This window comes from Pseudomonas sp. AN-1 (assembly GCF_034057115.1).
In the GTDB taxonomy this organism is placed as follows: Bacteria; Pseudomonadota; Gammaproteobacteria; order Pseudomonadales; family Pseudomonadaceae; genus Geopseudomonas.
The window spans coordinates 3,862,925-3,879,187 of the sequence record NZ_CP139195.1; the positions used below are offsets into that span (position 1 = coordinate 3,862,925).

Genomic DNA, 16,263 nt, shown 5'->3' on the forward strand with positions numbered 1-16,263 from the left:
TTGTTGTTGGGGTTCGCCCCTCTGCCGTTCGGTGGCGAGGGGCTGGGCAGAGGAAAAAGTCAGACGGCCGGCTCGCAGAGTTGCACCACCGGGATCGTCCGGGTGCTCAGCCGCTCGCGCAGCACCGCGGCCTGTGCGCGCACCTTGGCCAGCGCGCGCTCCTTGACGTGGCCGTAGCCGCGGATCTCGGCGGGCAGCTCGGCCAGGGCCAGGGCGCTGGCGTAGTTGCCGGGGTTGAGGGCGCCGAGCAGCAGGGCGACGTCCTGCTCGTACTCGCCGATCAGCGCGCGCTCCAGCTTGCGCTCGGCGCTGTGGCCGAAGGGGTCGAGGACGCTGCCGCGCAGGAACTTGCCGCGCGCCAGCATGGCGAAGGCCTTGAGCAGCCACGGGCCGAATTCGCGCTTGCGCGGCTCGCCGGTGGTGGGGTCGGTCTTGCACAGCCAGGACGGCGCCAGGTGGAACTGCAGGCGGTAGTCGCCCTGGAACTGCGACGCGAGCTGGCGGACGAACTCGCCGTCGCTGTACAGCCGCGCCACCTCGTACTCGTCCTTGTAGGCCAAGAGCTTGTGGTAGCTGCGCGCCACTGCCTGGGAGAGGCGCTGCTGCGGATCGCGGTCGGCGGCGCGTACGCGCTCGACCAGCTTCCGGTAGCGCGCGGCGTAGGCGGCGTCCTGGTAGGCGGTCAGCCGCGGCACGCGGTCATTGAGGATCTCCTCCAGCGTCTCGCAGCGCGGTGCCTCGGCGACCTTGGGCGCGGCCAGCTTTTCCACCGCGACCAGGTCATGGGCGGCGCGGCGGCCCCAGAGGAAGGCCTGCTGGTTGAGCTGGATCGCCACGCCGTTGAGCTCGATGGCCTTGGCGATGGCCTCGGCGGAGACCGGTACCAGGCCCTTCTGGAACGCATAGCCGAGCATGAACAGGTTGCTGGCGATGCTGTCGCCGAGCAGCGCGGTGGCCAGGCGGGTGGCGTCGACGAAGTAGGTCTTGGCCGCGCCGACCGCCTCGAGCAGCGCCTCGCGCATGGCCGCGCCGGGCACCTCGGCGTCCGGGTTGCGGGTGAACTCGGCGGTGGCGGCCTCGTGGCTGTTGATCACCGCGTGGGCGATCTTGTCATTCAGCTTGGCCAGCGCTTCCTCGCTGGCCGCCACCACCAGGTCGCAGCCGAGCAGCAGGTCGGTCTCGCCGGCGGCGATGCGCACCGCGTAGATGTCGTCCTGCTTGGCGGCGAGGCGGATGTGGCTGATCACCGGGCCGAACTTCTGCGCCAGGCCGGCCTGGTCGAGCACGGTGCAGCCCTTGCCCTCCAGGTGCGCGGCCATGCCGAGCAGGGCGCCGACGGTGGTCACGCCGCTGCCGCCGACGCCGGGCAGCAGGATGTTCCACGGCCGCTCAAGGCTCGGCTGCACGGGCTCGGGCAGCTCGGCGAACGCGGCGTTGCGGCCCTGCGCCTCCGGCTGGCGCAGCTCGCCGCCGTGCACGGTGACGAAGCTCGGGCAGAAGCCCTCGACGCAGGAGAAGTCCTTGTTGCAGGCGTTCTGGTCGATCTGCCGCTTGCGGCCCAGTTCGGTCTCCAGCGGCAGCACCGACAGGCAGTTGGATTTGACGCTGCAGTCGCCGCAGCCCTCGCACACCGCCGGGTTGATAAAGGCGCGCTTCTGCGGATCGACCAGCTTGCCGCGCTTGCGCCGGCGGCGCTTCTCGGTGGCGCAGGTCTGGTCGTAGAGGATCACCGACACGCCCTTGAACTCGCGCAGTTCGCGCTGCACGGCGTCCAGCTCGCGGCGGTGGTGGAAGGTGACGATGGGCGCGAAACCGGCGCGGCTCGGGTACTTGTCCGGCTCGTCGCTGACCAGGGCGATACGCTTCACCCCTTCCGCATAGACCTGCTGGCTGAGCTGGTCGATGCGCAGTTCGCCGTCGATCGGCTGGCCGCCGGTCATCGCCACCGCGTCGTTGTAGAGGATCTTGTAGGTGATGTTCACCCCGGCGGCCACCGCGGCGCGCAGGGCCAGCTGGCCGGAGTGGAAGTAGGTGCCGTCGCCGAGGTTCTGGAACACGTGCGGGGTATCGGTGAACGGCGCCTGGCCGATCCAGGTGGCGCCTTCGCCGCCCATCTGGGTGAAGGTGTCGGTGTTGCGGTCCATCCACTGGGTCATGTAGTGACAGCCGATGCCGCCGAGGGCGCGGCTGCCATCCGGCAGCTTGGTCGAGCTGTTGTGCGGACAGCCCGAACAGAAGTGCGGGGTGCGCTGGGTGTGGTGCCTGGGCGCGGCCAGCGCCGCTTCCTTGGCAGCGAGGAAGGCTAGGCGCTCGTCGATCTGCGCACTGGTGTAGATCGGCGCCAGGCGCTTGGCGATCACCCGGGCGATCATCGCCGGGGTCAGCTCGGCCAGGTTGGGCAGCAGGGAATGGCCGTCTTCGTCGAACTCGCCGACCACCCGCGGGCGCTGGTCCACCGGCCAGTTGTACAGCTGGCCGGTGAGCTGGTCCTCGATGATGCTGCGCTTCTCCTCGACCACCAGGATCTCGTCGAGCCCCTCGGCGAACTCGTGCACCGACACCGGCTCCAGCGGCCAGCTCATGCCGACCTTGAGCACGCGCAGGCCGACGCGGGCGCACAGTTCGTCGTCGAGGCCCAGGTCGTCGAGCGCCTGGCGCACGTCGAGGTAGGACTTGCCGGTGGTGATGATGCCGAGACGCGGGTTGGGCGAATCCAGCTTGATCTGGTTGAGGTTGTTGGCGCGGGCGAAGGCGCGCGCGGCGTAGATCTTGTAGGTGTTGAGGCGTGCCTCCTGGACCAGAGGCGGGTCCGGCCAGCGGATGTGCACGCCGTCCTCGGGCAGCTCGAAGTCCGCGGGGATCTGCACCTGCACGCGCAGCGGGTCGACCTCGACCACCGCCGAGGAGTCGACGTTCTCGGCGATGGTCTTCAGCGCCACCCAGCAGCCGCTGTAGCGCGACAGCTCCCAGCCGAGGATGCCGTAGTCGAGGATCTCCTGGACGTTGGCCGGATTGAGCACCGGGATCGAGGCGGCGATGAAGGCGTGCTCGCTCTGGTGGGCGATGCTGGAGGACTTGCAGCCGTGGTCGTCACCGGCCAGCAGCAGCACGCCGCCGTGCGGGGACACCCCGGCCGAGTTGCCGTGCTTGAACACGTCGCCGCAGCGGTCGACGCCCGGGCCCTTGCCATACCACATGGCGAACACGCCGTCGTAGCGCGCGCCGGGGAACAGACTGGTCTGCTGGCTGCCCCACACCGCGGTGGCGGCCAGCTCCTCGTTGACCCCGGGCTGGAAGTGGATGTGGTTGTCCCTGAGGTACTGCTTGGCTTCCCACAGGCTCTTGTCGAGGTTGCCCAGGGGCGAGCCGCGGTAGCCGGAGATGAAGCAGGCGGTATTCAGGCCGAAGGCGGCGTCGCGCTGCTTCTGCAGCATGGGCAGGCGGGTCAGCGCCTGGGTGCCGGTCAGGTAGAGGTGACCGGTAGCAAGGCGGTACTTGTCGTCCAGACGGATCTCGGCCAGAGACATGGGGCGCTCCTTTTATTCTTATGGCGAGCGAAGCGGCACCGGTGGGCGCCGCGGTCGGCCTGTCCGCGGGATCGCCGCGGCAGACGGTGTGGACAAGAATATGGGGCAGGGCAGCAGGCTTTTTCTTTCTATTTTTCGTCCGCAATGGCTATGTTGTGCATGACTCTTTCCATAACAACTCCAAACGGGAAATGATCATGCAGAACCAGCTGAGCCCCCTCGACCGGCGCATCCTGCGCCTGCTGCAGCACGACGCCGACCTGTCGGCGGCGGAAATCGCCGAGAAGGTCGAGCTGTCGCAGTCGCCGTGCTGGCGGCGGATCAACCGCCTGCAGGAAGAGGGGGTGATCGAGCGCAAGGTCGCCCTGCTCGACCCGCGCAAGCTCGGCCTGGGCATGACGGTGTTCGTCGACATCAAGCTGTCGACGCACGGCCGGCGCAACCTCGAGGCCTTCGAGGCGGACGTGGTGGGCTATCCCGAGGTGCTGGAGTGCTATTCGATGGCCGGCCAGTACGACTACCTGCTCAAGGTGGTGGCCCGCGACATCGCCGGCTACGAGCGCTTCCTGCGCGACCACCTGCTGCAGAATCCGCTGGTCCAGGAGGCGCATTCGCACATCACCATGAGCGAGGTGAAGCGCACCACCGAGCTGCCGCTGGAGTGAGGGACGTTCGGCGGGCAAGCGGTCATGCGTCGCGCCGGGCTGGCCGCGCCGGCCGGGGGACGGCTATCCTTTCCGTCCCCCGGCATGGCTCCGGACCGTTCCATTCACCCCGCCGGCCCGCCCCGGGCAGCGCCGGCCGCTGCAAACGTAGAGACGCTGTTCCCCGCATGAAAGCTTCCCTGATCGCCCTGTTCTCCGGCCTGTCGCTGCTGGCGGCCCAGGCCATGGCCGATGACAAGCAGGTCTACGGCCTGCACGAGAAAGCCCTGCTCCCCGAACTGGACCTGGTGCTGCCGGCCAAGCTGGACACCGGCGCCGTCACCGCCTCGCTGAGCGCGCGCAACATCGAAACCTTCAAGCGCGATGGCGAGCGCTGGGTGCGCTTCCAGCTGGCCGCCGACGGTCACGCCGAGCCGCTCACCCTGGTGCGCCCGCTGGTGCGCATGAGCTACATCAAGCGCCGCGCCGGCGACATGGCGCCCGGCGATACCGAGGCCTACACCGCCCGCCCGGTGATCGAGATGCCGGTGTGCCTGGGCGACAGCCTGCAGCAGATCGAGGTCAACCTCACCGACCGCAGCGCCTTCGACTTCCCGCTGCTGCTCGGCTCGACCGCGCTCGGCGAGTTCGACGCGCTGGTCGACCCGACCCGCTCCTACGCCCACGGCCGCCCGGGCTGCGCCTGAGGCCCCGGCTCCGGCGCGCCGTCACTGTCCTGATCCGCCGGCTCGGGTACAGTGGCCGGCCGACCCATCAGGAGATGCCCGGAGCCATGTGGATGAACCTGTCGCTGCTCAGCCGTTACGCCTTCTTCGCCGCCTGCGTGCTGCTCACCCTGGTCAGCCTGCCGTTCCTCGCCGACCTCTGGCCGCTGACCCTGCTGTGCGGCGCGCTGAGCGCGGTGGGCGTCAACGACCTGCGCCAGAGCCGCCACGCGGTGCGGCGCAACTACCCGATCCTCGGCAACATCCGCTACCTGGTGGAGTTCGTCCGCCCGGAGATCCGCCAGTACCTGCTGGAGGGCGACAACGAGCGCCTGCCGTTCTCGCGCGCGCAGCGCTCGCTGGTCTACGCACGGGCCAAGAACGAGGGCGCCGACAAGCCGTTCGGCACCCTCAGCGACGTCAGCCAGACCGGCTTCGAGTTCATCGGCCACTCCATGCTGCCGGCCGAGCACGTCGACCCGGCGAGCTTCCGCATCACCATCGGCGGCCCGCAGTGCCTGCAGCCGTACTCGGCGTCGATCTTCAACATCTCGGCGATGAGCTTCGGCTCGCTGAGCGCCAACGCCATCCGCGCGCTGAACCAGGGCGCGGCGCTCGGCGGCTTCGCCCACGACACCGGCGAGGGCAGCATCAGCCCCTACCACCGCGAGCACCGCGGCGACCTGATCTGGGAGCTGGGCAGCGGCTACTTCGGCTGCCGCACGGCCGACGGCCGCTTCGATGCGCAGAAGTTCGCCATGCAGGCCAGCGACCCGCAGGTGAAGATGATCGAGGTCAAGCTCAGCCAGGGCGCCAAGCCGGGCCACGGCGGCATCCTGCCGAAACACAAGGTGACCGCCGAGATCGCCGCCACCCGCGGCGTGCCGCTCGGCCAGGACTGCATCTCGCCGGCGCGCCACGCCGAGTTCTCCACGCCGGTGGAGCTGCTCGAATTCCTCGCCCGCCTGCGCGAGCTGTCCGGCGGCAAGCCGGTCGGCTTCAAGTTCTGCCTGGGCCACCCGTGGGAATTCATGGCCATCGCCAAGGCGATGCTCAGGACCGGCATCCTCCCCGATTTCATCGTGGTCGACGGCAAGGAGGGCGGCACCGGCGCGGCGCCGCTGGAGTTCACCGACCACATCGGCGTGCCGCTGCGCGAGGGCCTGCTGTTCGTGCACAACACCCTGGTCGGCCTCAACCTGCGCGACAGGATCCGCCTCGGCGCCAGCGGCAAGATCGTCAGCGCCTTCGACATCGCCAGCGTGCTGGCCATCGGCGCCGACTGGGCCAACTCGGCGCGCGGCTTCATGTTCGCCATCGGTTGCATCCAGTCGCAGTCCTGCCACACCAACAAGTGCCCGACCGGGGTGGCCACCCAGGACCCGCTGCGCCAGCGCGCGCTGGTGGTGGAGGACAAGGCGCAGCGGGTGCACAGCTTCCACCGCAACACCCTCAAGGCGCTGGCCGAGATGCTCGCCGCCGCCGGCCTGGAGCATCCGTCGCAGCTCGAGCCCAGGCACCTGGCGCTGCGCGTGTCGCCCAGCGAACTCAGCCTGTTCTCGCAGAAGCACGTCTACCTCAAGCCCGGCGAGCTGCTCGGCGGGCAGATCGAGGGCGAGTTCTACGCACGCATGTGGCGCATGGCCCAGGCGGACAGCTTCGCCCCCGCAATGGGTTGATCAGGCGCCGAACAGCTCCACCAGCCAGTCGATGAACACCCGCAGGCGCGGGGTCAGGTGGCGGTGGTGGGGGTAGAGCACGCTCATCGGCAGCGCCGGCGGACGGTAGGACGCCAGCAGCTCGACCAGGCTGCCCTCGGCCAGCTGGCGGGCGACGTGGTAGCGCGGCACCTGGATGAGGCCCAGGCCCGCGGCGCAGGCGGCGACGTAGGCCTCGCCGTTGTTGACCGCCAGCGTCGCCGGCAGGTCGATGCGCTCGATCCGCCCGCCGGCGCTGAATTCCAGCGGCTGCAGCTGGCCGCTGGTGGCCGACAGGTAGGCGACGCCGCGGTGCCCGGCCAGTTCGGCCAGATTCAGCGGCCGGCCGTGGCGCGCCACGTACTCGGCGCTGGCGCAGGTCACCTGCTCCAGCGCCGGCAGGTTGCGCGCCACCAGGCTGGAGTCGCCCAGCGCGCCGATGCGCAGCACGCAGTCGACGCCCTCGCGCACCAGGTCGATCATGCGGTCGCCGATGCCGATCTCCAGGCTGATCTGCGGATAGCGTGCGAGGAAGGCGGGCAGGGCGGGGATCACCACCAGGCGCGCCAGCGAGGCCGGCAGGTCGGCCTTGAGCCGGCCGCGCGGATGGCGGGCGGTCTGCGACAGCTCGCTCTCGGCCTCCTCGAGGTCGGCGAGGATGCGCAGGCAGTGCTGGTAGTAGGCGCGGCCGTCCAGGGTCGGGCTGACCTGGCGGGTGGTGCGCTGCAGCAGGCGGGCGCCGAGGCGGCCCTCCAGCTGCTTGACCAGTGCGGTGGCGGCGGCGCGGGAGATGCCCTGCTGTTCGGCGGCGCGACTGAAGCTGCCCAGCTCGACGATGCGGGTGAACAGCTGCATGGCCTGGAAGCGGTCCATGGCGAATGACCATTGTTCTGAAATTCAGAACAGTGTTGCCATTGCCAGCGGATTTATCAATCCAGACAAGACAGCCAAGATGGCGGCACGCTTCCGGCCGCTGGCCGGCGCGCACCAGAACAAGAGGTCGATGGTCATGCTGCACAAAGACGTTTCGCTTTCCGCGGTGGCGGCGGGGTTCCTCGCCGTGCTGATTTCCTACGCCGGCCCGGCGGTGATCTTCTTCCAGGCCGCGCAGAGCGCCCAGGTGTCCCACGAGATGATGGCCTCGTGGATCTGGGCGATCTCCATCGGTGCGGCGCTCGGCAGCATCGTGCTGAGCTGGTGGCTCAAGGTGCCGGCGGTGATCGCCTGGTCGGCGCCGGGCACCGCCCTGCTGGTCCCGCTGTTTCCCGCGCTGAGCCTCGGCGAGGCGGTCGGCGCTTACATCACCACCGGCGTGGCGGTGCTGCTGATCGGCCTGTCCGGCGCCTTCGACCGCATCGTCCGGTTGATCCCGCGGGGCATCGCCAGCGCGATGATGGCCGGCATCCTGTTCCAGTTCGGCGTCGGTGCCTTCCGCGCGGTGGAGGGCACGCCGCTGCTGGCGCTGGGCATGCTCGGCGCCTATCTGGCGCTCAAGCGGCTGTTTCCGCGCTACTGCCTGGTGCTGCTGATGCTGGTCGGCGTGGCGCTGTCGCTCGGCGTCGAGGGCACCCGCCTGCCCAGCCTGGAGCTGAGCCTGGTCACTCCGCAGTTCATCGTCCCCGAGTGGAGCTGGAACGCCACCCTGAGCCTGGCCGTGCCGCTGCTGCTGGTCAGCATCACCGGGCAGTTCCTGCCCGGACTGGCCCTGCTGCGCAACGCCGGCTACGAGGTGTCGGCCCGCCCGCTGATCGCCGGCTGCGGCCTGGCTTCGCTGGCGGTGGCCTGCTTCGGCGGCATCACCATAGTCACCGGGGCGATCACCGCCACCCTGTGCACCGGCAAGGAGGCCCACGAGGACCCGGGCAGGCGCTACGTCGCCGGCATGGCCAACGGCCTGTTCTACCTGATCGGCGGCAGCTTCGCCGGCGCGATCATCCTGCTGTTCGCCGCCATGCCGCAGGCCTTCGTCGCGGTGCTGGCCGGTCTCGCCCTGCTCGGCGCGATCACCGCCAACCTGCAGGGCGCGCTGGAGGATGCCGGACATCGCGAGGCGGCGGTGATCACCTTCATCGCCACCGCCTCGGGGATGAGCTTCTTCGGCCTCGGCTCGGCGTTCTGGGGCGTGGTGATCGGCGGCGTCGCCTACCTGGCGCTGCACCACTCCGGCCGGCTGCCGCGCTTCGCCCGCCAGCCGGCGCTGGCGCCGCGCGACTGAGGCATGCCGATCGCGGGCATGCCGCAGTCCGGCAATCCCCGCTATGATGCGGGCACCACGCCAGGACGGACGGTCCTGTTCCAGCCTCGGAGGCCCAGCATGCTGACCCTGTATCCGGAGATCAAACCCTACGCCCGCCACCAGCTGGCCGTGGACCATCCGCACGAGCTGTACGTCGACGAGAGCGGCACCCCGGACGGCCTGCCGGTGCTGTTCGTCCATGGCGGGCCGGGCGCCGGCTGCGACGCGGCCAGCCGCTGCTGGTTCGATCCGACCATCTACCGCATCGTCACCTTCGACCAGCGCGGCTGCGGCCGCTCGACCCCGCACGCCAGCCTCGACCGCAACACCACCTGGGACCTGGTGGCGGACATGGAGCGCATCCGCGAGCACCTGGGCATCGACAAGTGGGTGCTGTTCGGCGGCTCCTGGGGCTCGACCCTGGCGCTGGCCTACGCGCAGACCCATCCGGAGCGCGTGCACGCGCTGATCCTGCGCGGCATCTTCCTGTGCCGCCCGCAGGAGATCCAGTGGTTCTACCAGGCCGGCGCCAGCCGCCTGTTCCCCGACTACTGGGAGGACTACCTGGCGCCGATCCCGGCCGAGGAGCGCGACGACCTGGTCGCCGCCTTCTACCGCCGGCTGACCGGCAGCGACCAGATCGCCCAGATGCACGCGGCCAAGGCCTGGTCGATCTGGGAAGGGCGCACCGCCACCCTGCGCCCCAACAACCACGTGGTCGAGCGCTTCGCCGAGCCGCAGCGCGCGCTGTCGATCGCGCGCATCGAGTGCCACTACTTCATCAACAACGCCTTCCTCGAGGAGGACCAGCTGCTGCGCGACATGCACAGGATCGCCCACATTCCCGGGGTGATCGTCCACGGCCGCTACGACGTGGTCTGCCCGCTGGACAACGCCTGGGCGCTGCACCAGGCCTGGCCGAACAGCGAGCTGAACATCATCCGCGACGCCGGCCACGCCGCCGCCGAGGCCGGCATCACCGACGCGCTGGTGCGCGCCACCGGGCAGATCGCCCGGCGCCTGCTCGACCTGCCGGAGGGCCACGCGTGAAGGCGCTGCTGCAACGGGTGCGCGGCGCGCGGGTGGAAGTCGCCGGCGAGGTGGTCGGCGCCATCGACCGGGGCCTGCTGGTGCTGGTCGGCGTCGAGCCGCAGGACAGCGAGGCCAGCGCCGACAAGCTGCTGCACAGGCTGCTCAACTACCGGGTGTTCGGCGATGCCGAGGGCAAGATGAACCTGTCGCTGAAGGACGTGGAGGGCGGCCTGCTGCTGGTCTCGCAGTTCACCCTGGCCGCCGATACCAGAAGCGGCATGCGCCCGAGCTTTTCCAGCGCCGCACCGCCGGCGCAGGGCGCGGCGCTGTTCGACTACCTGCTGGCGCGCGCCGGCGCACAGCACGCGCCGGTGGCCAGCGGCCGCTTCGGCGCCGACATGCAGGTGCACCTGGTCAACGACGGGCCGGTGACCTTCCTGCTCGAGGTCTGATACGCCGCCTGCGGCGTCCTGTCGCAGGAATCGCTTGAGGCGACGGGCGGCGCCCACTATGGTGTGGCTTCCACCTCTGCGCGGGAAGCCAGCCATGACAACACAGGGACAACGCATGAAGGTGCTCGGCGCGGGCATCTTCAGTCTCCTCCTTGCCCTGGGCGTCGCCCGTTTCGCCTATACCCCGCTGCTGCCGGTGATGCAGGCCCAGGCCGGCCTCGGTCTGGCCGAGGGCGGCTGGCTGGCCGCGCTCAACTACGCCGGCTACCTGTCCGGCGCGCTGATCGCCTCGCTGATCAGCGACCTGGTGCTCAAGGATCGCCTGTACCGCATCGGCATGGTCCTCGCCGTGCTCAGCACCCTGGTGATGGGCCTGACCACCGACTTCGCCCTGTGGGCGCTGGCGCGCTTCGTCGCCGGCCTCAGCAGCGCGGCGAGCATGCTGCTGGGCACCGGGCTGATCCTCAACTGGCTGATCCGCCACGGCCAGCGCAGCGAGCTGGGCATCCACTTCTCCGGGGTCGGCCTGGGTATCGTCGGCTGCTCGCTGGCGGTGGCGGCGATGGGCCAGTGGCTGGACTGGCGCGAGCAGTGGTTCGCCCTGACCGCGCTGGCCTGCCTGCTGCTGGTGCCGGCGCTGGCCTGGCTGCCGCGCCCCGATCCCAGCCCGCTGACCACCAGCGGCCAGCCGATGGCGGACAATCCGCCGAGCCGGCTGTTCCTGCGCCTGTTCATGGCCGCCTACTTCTGCGCCGGGGTCGGTTTCGTGGTCAGCGCCACCTTCATCGTCGCCATCGTCGACCGCCTGCCCGGGCTGGCCGGCAAGGGCAGCTGGAGCTTCCTCGCCATCGGCCTGGCCGCGGCGCCGGCGTGCATCGTCTGGGATTTCGTCGCCCGGCGTACCGGCGAGCTCAACGCGCTGATCCTCGCCGCCGCCCTGCAGGTGGTCGGCATCCTCCTGCCGCTTTCCGGCGGGCTGGGCGGCGCGCTCGCCGGGGCGCTGCTGTTCGGCGGCACCTTCGTCGGCCTGGTCAGCCTGGTGCTGGCCATGGCCGGGCGCTACTACCCGACCCGGCCGGCGAAGATGATGGGCAAGATGACCCTGTCCTACGGTGCGGCGCAGATCGTCGGCCCGGCGGTGACCGGCTGGCTGGCGGCGAGCCTGGGCAGCTATGCCGGCGGGCTGTACTTCGCCGCGGCGATGATGGTGGTCGGCACCCTGCTGCTGCTGGCGCTCAAGGGCGTCGAGCGCCGCGACCGGCAGCTGAAGGCGGGGCTGGCTGCAGCCTGCTAGAACAGCCGCGCCAGCAGCACCGGCACGGCGGTCTCGACGCGCAGGATGCGCTCGCCGAGCTGCACCGGGGCGAGACCGGCCTCGCGCAGCTTGTCCACCTCGTAGGGGATCCAGCCGCCTTCCGGGCCGATGGCCAGGGTCACCGCGCTGTCCACCGCGCGCGGGCAGGCCGGGAAGTCGCCGGGGTGGCCGACCAGCCCGAGGCTGCCGGCGGCCAGCTGCGGCAGGCGGTCCTCGACGAACGGCTTGAAGCGCTTCTCGATGACGACTTCCGGCAGCACGGTGTCGCGCGCCTGCTCGAGGCCGAGGATCAGCTGTTCGCGGATCGCCTCGGATTCGAGGAACGGGGTCTGCCAGAAGCTCTTCTCCACCCGGTAGCTGTTGAGCAGCACCAGATGCGCCACGCCCATGCTGGCCACGGTCTGCAGGGTGCGTTTGAGCATCTTCGGCCGCGGCAGGGCGAGCAGCAGGGTCACCGGCAGCTTGGCCGGCGGGCTCTGCTCGAGGCTTTCCACGGCGATTTCCGCCGCCTCGGCATCGAGGCGCAGGATGCGCCCTTCACCCATCAGCCCACCGAGGCGGCCGACGCGCAGGGCGTCGCCGCTCTCGGCGCGGTGCACCTCGTGCAGGTGCTTGAGGCGCCGGCCGCGCAGCAGGGCGCGGCCCTCGGCGACGAAGTCGCCGTCTTCCAGCAGCAGCAGGTTCACGGCTGCGGCGCCGGTGGCTGGTCGTCGTTATCGCGGGTGGCGAGGGCGGTGCCGTCGCCGGCCTCGCCGCTGTCTTCAGCCTCGGGGCGACGCACCATGGCGCCGAAGAACACGCCGGACTCGAACAGCAGCCACATCGGCACCGCCAGCAGGGTCTGCGAGAACACGTCCGGCGGGGTGAGGAACATGCCGACCACGAAGCAGCCGACGATCACGTAGGGCCGGCTCTTGCGCAGGGTGGCGACGTCGACCAGGCCGATCCAGATGATCAGGAAGGTCGCCACCGGGATCTCGAAGGCCACGCCGAAGGCGAAGAACAGGGTGAGGACGAAGTCGAGGTACTGGCCGATGTCGGTCATCATCGCCACGCCCTCGGGCGTCACGCTGGCGAAGAAGCCGAACATGATCGGGAACACCACGAAGTAGGCGAAGGCCATGCCGGCGTAGAACAGCAGGATGCTGGAGACCAGCAGCGGCACGGCGATGCGCTTCTCGTGCTGGTACAGGCCGGGCGCGATGAAGCCCCATATCTGGTGGAGGATCACCGGGATGGCGAGGAACAGCGACACCACCAGGGTCAGCTTGAACGGGGTGAGGAACGGCGAGGCCACCCCGGTGGCGATCATGGTCGCGCCTTCCGGCAGGTAGGCGCGCAGCGGCGCGGCGACCAGCGCGTAGATGTCCTGGGCGAAGTAGAACAGTCCGGCGAAGATCACCAGCACCGCGATCACGCAGCGCAGGATGCGGTTGCGCAGCTCGGTGAGGTGGGCGACCAGGGGCATTTCCTGGTCCGGGTGGGGTATCTGGTCGGTCATGTCGGGCGCGGCGGTTCACTGGGGGCCGCCGGCGCGCTGTCGCGGCGGGCGGCGGGAGAGGCGGCATCGCTGCCGGCGCCGGCCGGGATCTGCGCGCCGGCCTGGTGCTCGGGCAGTGCGGCCAGGCGGCTGTGCGCGGCGATGGGCGCGTTGGCCTGCTCGGCGGTCGGCGCCGGAGGCGGGCTGGCGGGCGTCTGGGCCGCCTGCTGCTGGCGCTCGCGCTCGAGGATCTGCTCGTTGTGCAGCTGCAGGCGGATCTCGTCGGCGCCGATCTCGCGCTCCACCTCGGTCTTGATCGCGGCGAAGCTGCGCTTCAGGCGGCCGATCCACAGCCCGGCGGTGCGTGCGGCGCCCGGCAGGCGCTCGGGGCCAAGCACCACCAGGGCCACCAGGGCCACCAGCAGCAGTTCGGAAAAGCCTACGTCGAACATGATTCAGCCAAGCTCCGGCACCCGCGGGTGCGTCAGTCCTTCTTCGCCGGTTCGTCGACCTTGCGCACTTCGCCCTGGATGGTGTGGCCCTTGGGCTCGTCCACCTGCGGCTTGGCGGGTTCTTCCTCGCCGGCGTTCACCGACTTGCGGAAGCCCTTGATCGCTTCGCCGACGTCCGAGCCGAGCGTCTTGAGGCGCTTGGTGCCGAACAGCATGACCACGATGAGCAGGATGATCAGGAGTTGCCAGATGCTGATGCCGCCGAGTCCCATGATGGAATCTCCGAATTGGGTTGGAAGTCAGGATTGCGAGCGGGCGGCCTTCTCGGCGTGCCCGGAGAGGCCGAAGCGGCGGTCCAGCTCGTCGAGTACCGCCTGCGGGTGCTGACCGAGGGCGGCGAGCATGACCAGGGAGTGGAACCACAGGTCGGCGGTCTCGTAGATCAGGTCGCTGCAGTCGCCGCTGGTGGCGGCGTCCTTGGCGGCGAGGATGGTTTCCACCGATTCCTCGCCGACTTTCTCCAGAATCTTGTTCAGGCCCTTGTGGTACAGGCTGGCCACGTAGGAGCTGTCCGGCGCGGCGCCCTTGCGCGCCTCCAGCACCTCGGCCAGGCGGGCGAGGGTGTCGTTGCTGCTGGCTTCACTCATGGCTGTGGCCCTTGTGTTCGTAGATGGCGTGCGGGTCCTTGAGGACCGCATCGACGGTCTTCCACGCGCCGTTCTCGTAGACGCGGTAGAAGCAGCTCTCGCGGCCGGTGTGGCAGGCGATGCCGCCGAGCTGCTCGACCTGCAGGACGATGACGTCGGCGTCGCAGTCCAGGCGCAGTTCGTGCAGCTTCTGCACGTGGCCGGACTCCTCGCCCTTGCGCCACAGCTTGCTGCGCGAGCGCGACCAGTAGATGGCGCGGCCCTCGTCGACGGTCAGCTGCAGGGATTCGCGGTTCATCCAGGCCATCATCAGGATGCGTCCGGTCTTGTGGTCCTGGGCAATCGCCGGGACCAGCCCGTCGGCGTTCCAGTGAATTTCGTCCAGCCAGTTGCTCATTGCGTGTTCGCTTGTCCGGGGCGCACGGGGCGCCGGTTAACAATTCGGTCAGTTTGCCAGTGCTGCCGCGCGCTGGCTATCGGCGCAGGATCAGGTATAGGCCGCCGGCGAGCATCGCCCAGGCCGGCCAGGTCTGCATGCTCGGCGCCAGGCCCTGGCTGGCGGCGCCGAGCAGCAGCACCGCGCCGAGCAGGCGCTCCAGCCAGGGGCTGCGCGCCGGGGCGGCGGCCGCGCCGCCCTGGCCGAGGCGATCGAGCGCCTGCCGGGTCTTCTTGGCCAGCTGCGGCACCTGCTCGGCCTGGCTCTGCAGGTTGCGCAGCAGCTGCAGCGGACTCATGCGCTGGCGCATCCAGCGCTCGAGGAACGGCTTGGCGGTGCTCCACAGGTCGAGATCCGGATACAGCTGGCGGCCGAGGCCCTCGATGTTGAGCAGGGTCTTCTGCAGCAGCACCAGCTGCGGCTGCACCTCCATGTTGAAGCGCCGCGCGGTCTGGAACAGGCGCAGCAGCACCTGGCCGAAGGAGATGTCCTTGAGCGGCTTCTCGAACACCGGCTCGCACACGGTGCGGATCGCCGCCTCGAAGTCGTTGACCGGGGTGTCGGCCGGCACCCAGCCGGAGTCGATGTGCAGCTGCGCCACCTTGCGGTAGTCGCGCTTGAAGAAGGCCAGGAGGTTGCGCGCCAGGTAGTCCTGGTCCTCGGCGGTCAGGCTGCCGATGATCCCGCAGTCGATGGCGATGTACTGCGGATCGTGCGGCGTGCGGGTGCTGACGAAGATGTTGCCGGGGTGCATGTCGGCGTGGAAGAAGCTGTCGCGGAACACCTGGGTGAAGAAGATCTCCACGCCGCGCTCGGCCAGCTTCTTCATGTCGGTGTGCTGGTCGCGCAGGGCGGCCAGGTCGGTGACCGGGATGCCGTAGATGCGCTCCATGACCAGCACCTTGGGCCGGCACCAGTCCCAGTACACCTGCGGCACGTAGAGCATGGGCGAGCCGTCGAAGTTGCGCCGCAGCTGGGTGCCGTTGGCCGCCTCGCGCATCAGGTCGAGTTCGTCGAAGATGGTCCGCTCGTAGTCGCTGACCACCTCCACCGGGCGCAGGCGGCGGGCGTCGGCGGAAGCGCGTTCGGCGATCTTGGCCAGCACGAACAGCCAGGCCATGTCCTGGCGGATCACCGGCTCGAGGCCCGGGCGCACCACCTTGACCACCACGTCCTCGCCCGTGCGCAGCTGGGCGGCGTGCACCTGGGCCACCGAGGCCGAGGCCAGCGGCTGGCGCTCGAAGCGGCTGAACACCTGGTCGATGCGCGCGCCGAGCTGCTGCTCGATCAGCGCCACCGCCTGCTCGGGCGGGAAGGGCGGCACCTGGTCCTGCAGGCGCGCCAGCTCGTCGGCGATGTCCGGCGGCAGCAGGTCGCGGCGGGTGGACAGCAGCTGGCCGAACTTGATGAACACCGGGCCGAGGTCTTCCAGGCTGCGGCGCAGGCGCTCGCCGCGCGACATCTGGATGGGGGCGCGCGGCAGCCAGCGCCAGGGCATGGCGCGCAGCAGGCTGCGCAGCCACCAGGGCAGCGGCAGGTCGAGCAGCAGCTCGTCGAGCTGGTAGCGCACGGCGGTGCGCTGGATGCGGATCAGGCGGCGCAGGGCGAGCAGCTTCATGC

The 16,263-nt window shown here is 69.9% G+C and carries 16 protein-coding genes; 7 read left to right on the forward strand and 9 right to left on the reverse strand.

Translation table 11 applies throughout. The annotated features are described in order from the left end of the window. Window positions 1-59: 59 nt before the first annotated feature. Window positions 60-3,527, reverse strand: a complete 3,468-nt coding sequence (locus tag SK095_RS18200) for an indolepyruvate ferredoxin oxidoreductase family protein (RefSeq protein WP_320547075.1) — start codon at window positions 3,525-3,527, stop codon at window positions 60-62. A 197-nt stretch (window positions 3,528-3,724) separates the two neighbouring features. On the opposite strand from SK095_RS18200, the gene SK095_RS18205 reads away from it, so the two are divergent. The 3 genes from SK095_RS18205 to SK095_RS18215 all read left to right on the forward strand — a co-directional run bounded on the left by SK095_RS18205 (window position 3,725) and on the right by SK095_RS18215 (window position 6,575). Next, window positions 3,725-4,192 carry an Lrp/AsnC family transcriptional regulator gene (locus SK095_RS18205; protein WP_136490863.1) on the forward strand — a complete coding sequence of 156 codons (468 nt, stop codon included), beginning with the start codon at window positions 3,725-3,727 and terminating at the stop codon, window positions 4,190-4,192. A 167-nt stretch (window positions 4,193-4,359) separates the two neighbouring features. Continuing rightward, a complete protein-coding gene (locus SK095_RS18210; RefSeq protein ID WP_136490862.1) occupies window positions 4,360-4,878 on the forward strand; it encodes an ATP-dependent zinc protease in 519 nt (172 codons plus the stop codon). Between the two features lie 92 nt (window positions 4,879-4,970). Continuing rightward, entirely contained in the window at window positions 4,971-6,575 is a 1,605-nt protein-coding gene (locus SK095_RS18215) for an FMN-binding glutamate synthase family protein (protein ID WP_136490861.1), read from the forward strand. On the opposite strand, the gene SK095_RS18220 is transcribed toward SK095_RS18215, so the two are convergent. Continuing rightward, window positions 6,576-7,466 (reverse strand): LysR family transcriptional regulator, encoded by an 891-nt coding sequence (locus SK095_RS18220; protein ID WP_136490860.1) that lies wholly within the window; start codon window positions 7,464-7,466, stop codon window positions 6,576-6,578. It abuts the gene before it with no gap. 130 nt (window positions 7,467-7,596) lie between these two features. On the opposite strand from SK095_RS18220, the gene SK095_RS18225 reads away from it, so the two are divergent. From SK095_RS18225 to SK095_RS18240, 4 genes are all read left to right on the forward strand, one after another. Continuing rightward, a complete protein-coding gene (locus SK095_RS18225) occupies window positions 7,597-8,808 on the forward strand; it encodes a benzoate/H(+) symporter BenE family transporter (protein WP_201485260.1) in 1,212 nt (403 codons plus the stop codon). Window positions 8,809-8,907: 99 nt separating this feature from the next. After that, window positions 8,908-9,879: a prolyl aminopeptidase gene (gene pip / locus SK095_RS18230; RefSeq protein WP_136490859.1), complete on the forward strand. Its 972-nt coding sequence runs from the start codon at window positions 8,908-8,910 to the stop codon at window positions 9,877-9,879. Further along, a complete protein-coding gene (gene dtd, locus SK095_RS18235; RefSeq protein WP_320547077.1) occupies window positions 9,876-10,313 on the forward strand; it encodes a D-aminoacyl-tRNA deacylase in 438 nt (145 codons plus the stop codon). Before pip ends, dtd begins: the two co-directional genes overlap by 4 nt. A 94-nt stretch (window positions 10,314-10,407) precedes the next feature. Then, entirely contained in the window at window positions 10,408-11,607 is a 1,200-nt protein-coding gene (locus SK095_RS18240) for a YbfB/YjiJ family MFS transporter (RefSeq protein ID WP_136490857.1), read from the forward strand. Here SK095_RS18240 and SK095_RS18245 read toward each other — a convergent pair. The 7 genes from SK095_RS18245 to ubiB form a co-directional block, all read right to left on the reverse strand. Beyond that, on the reverse strand, window positions 11,604-12,314 hold the full coding sequence (locus SK095_RS18245) for a 16S rRNA (uracil(1498)-N(3))-methyltransferase (RefSeq protein WP_320547078.1): 711 nt from the start codon (window positions 12,312-12,314) through the stop codon (window positions 11,604-11,606). The two genes, SK095_RS18240 and SK095_RS18245, sit on opposite strands and share 4 nt — an antisense overlap. Next, window positions 12,311-13,129, reverse strand: a complete 819-nt coding sequence (gene tatC, locus SK095_RS18250; RefSeq protein WP_320547079.1) for a twin-arginine translocase subunit TatC — start codon at window positions 13,127-13,129, stop codon at window positions 12,311-12,313. Before tatC ends, SK095_RS18245 begins: the two co-directional genes overlap by 4 nt. Beyond that, complete coding sequence (tatB, locus tag SK095_RS18255) at window positions 13,126-13,560, reverse strand: Sec-independent protein translocase protein TatB (protein WP_201485019.1); 435 nt, start codon at window positions 13,558-13,560, stop codon at window positions 13,126-13,128. The genes tatC and tatB overlap by 4 nt, the downstream gene beginning before the upstream one ends. A 32-nt stretch (window positions 13,561-13,592) precedes the next feature. Continuing rightward, window positions 13,593-13,832: a twin-arginine translocase TatA/TatE family subunit gene (tatA, locus tag SK095_RS18260; RefSeq protein ID WP_090349633.1), complete on the reverse strand. Its 240-nt coding sequence runs from the start codon at window positions 13,830-13,832 to the stop codon at window positions 13,593-13,595. A gap of 27 nt (window positions 13,833-13,859) precedes the next feature. Then, window positions 13,860-14,207, reverse strand: a complete 348-nt coding sequence (locus tag SK095_RS18265; RefSeq protein WP_136491607.1) for a phosphoribosyl-ATP diphosphatase — start codon at window positions 14,205-14,207, stop codon at window positions 13,860-13,862. Then, entirely contained in the window at window positions 14,200-14,604 is a 405-nt protein-coding gene (gene hisI, locus SK095_RS18270; protein ID WP_136491608.1) for a phosphoribosyl-AMP cyclohydrolase, read from the reverse strand. The genes SK095_RS18265 and hisI overlap by 8 nt, the downstream gene beginning before the upstream one ends. Window positions 14,605-14,680: 76 nt before the next feature. Further along, window positions 14,681-16,261, reverse strand: coding sequence for a ubiquinone biosynthesis regulatory protein kinase UbiB (gene ubiB / locus SK095_RS18275; protein ID WP_136491609.1), 1,581 nt, complete (start codon window positions 16,259-16,261; stop codon window positions 14,681-14,683). Between the last annotated feature and the right edge of the window lie 2 nt (window positions 16,262-16,263).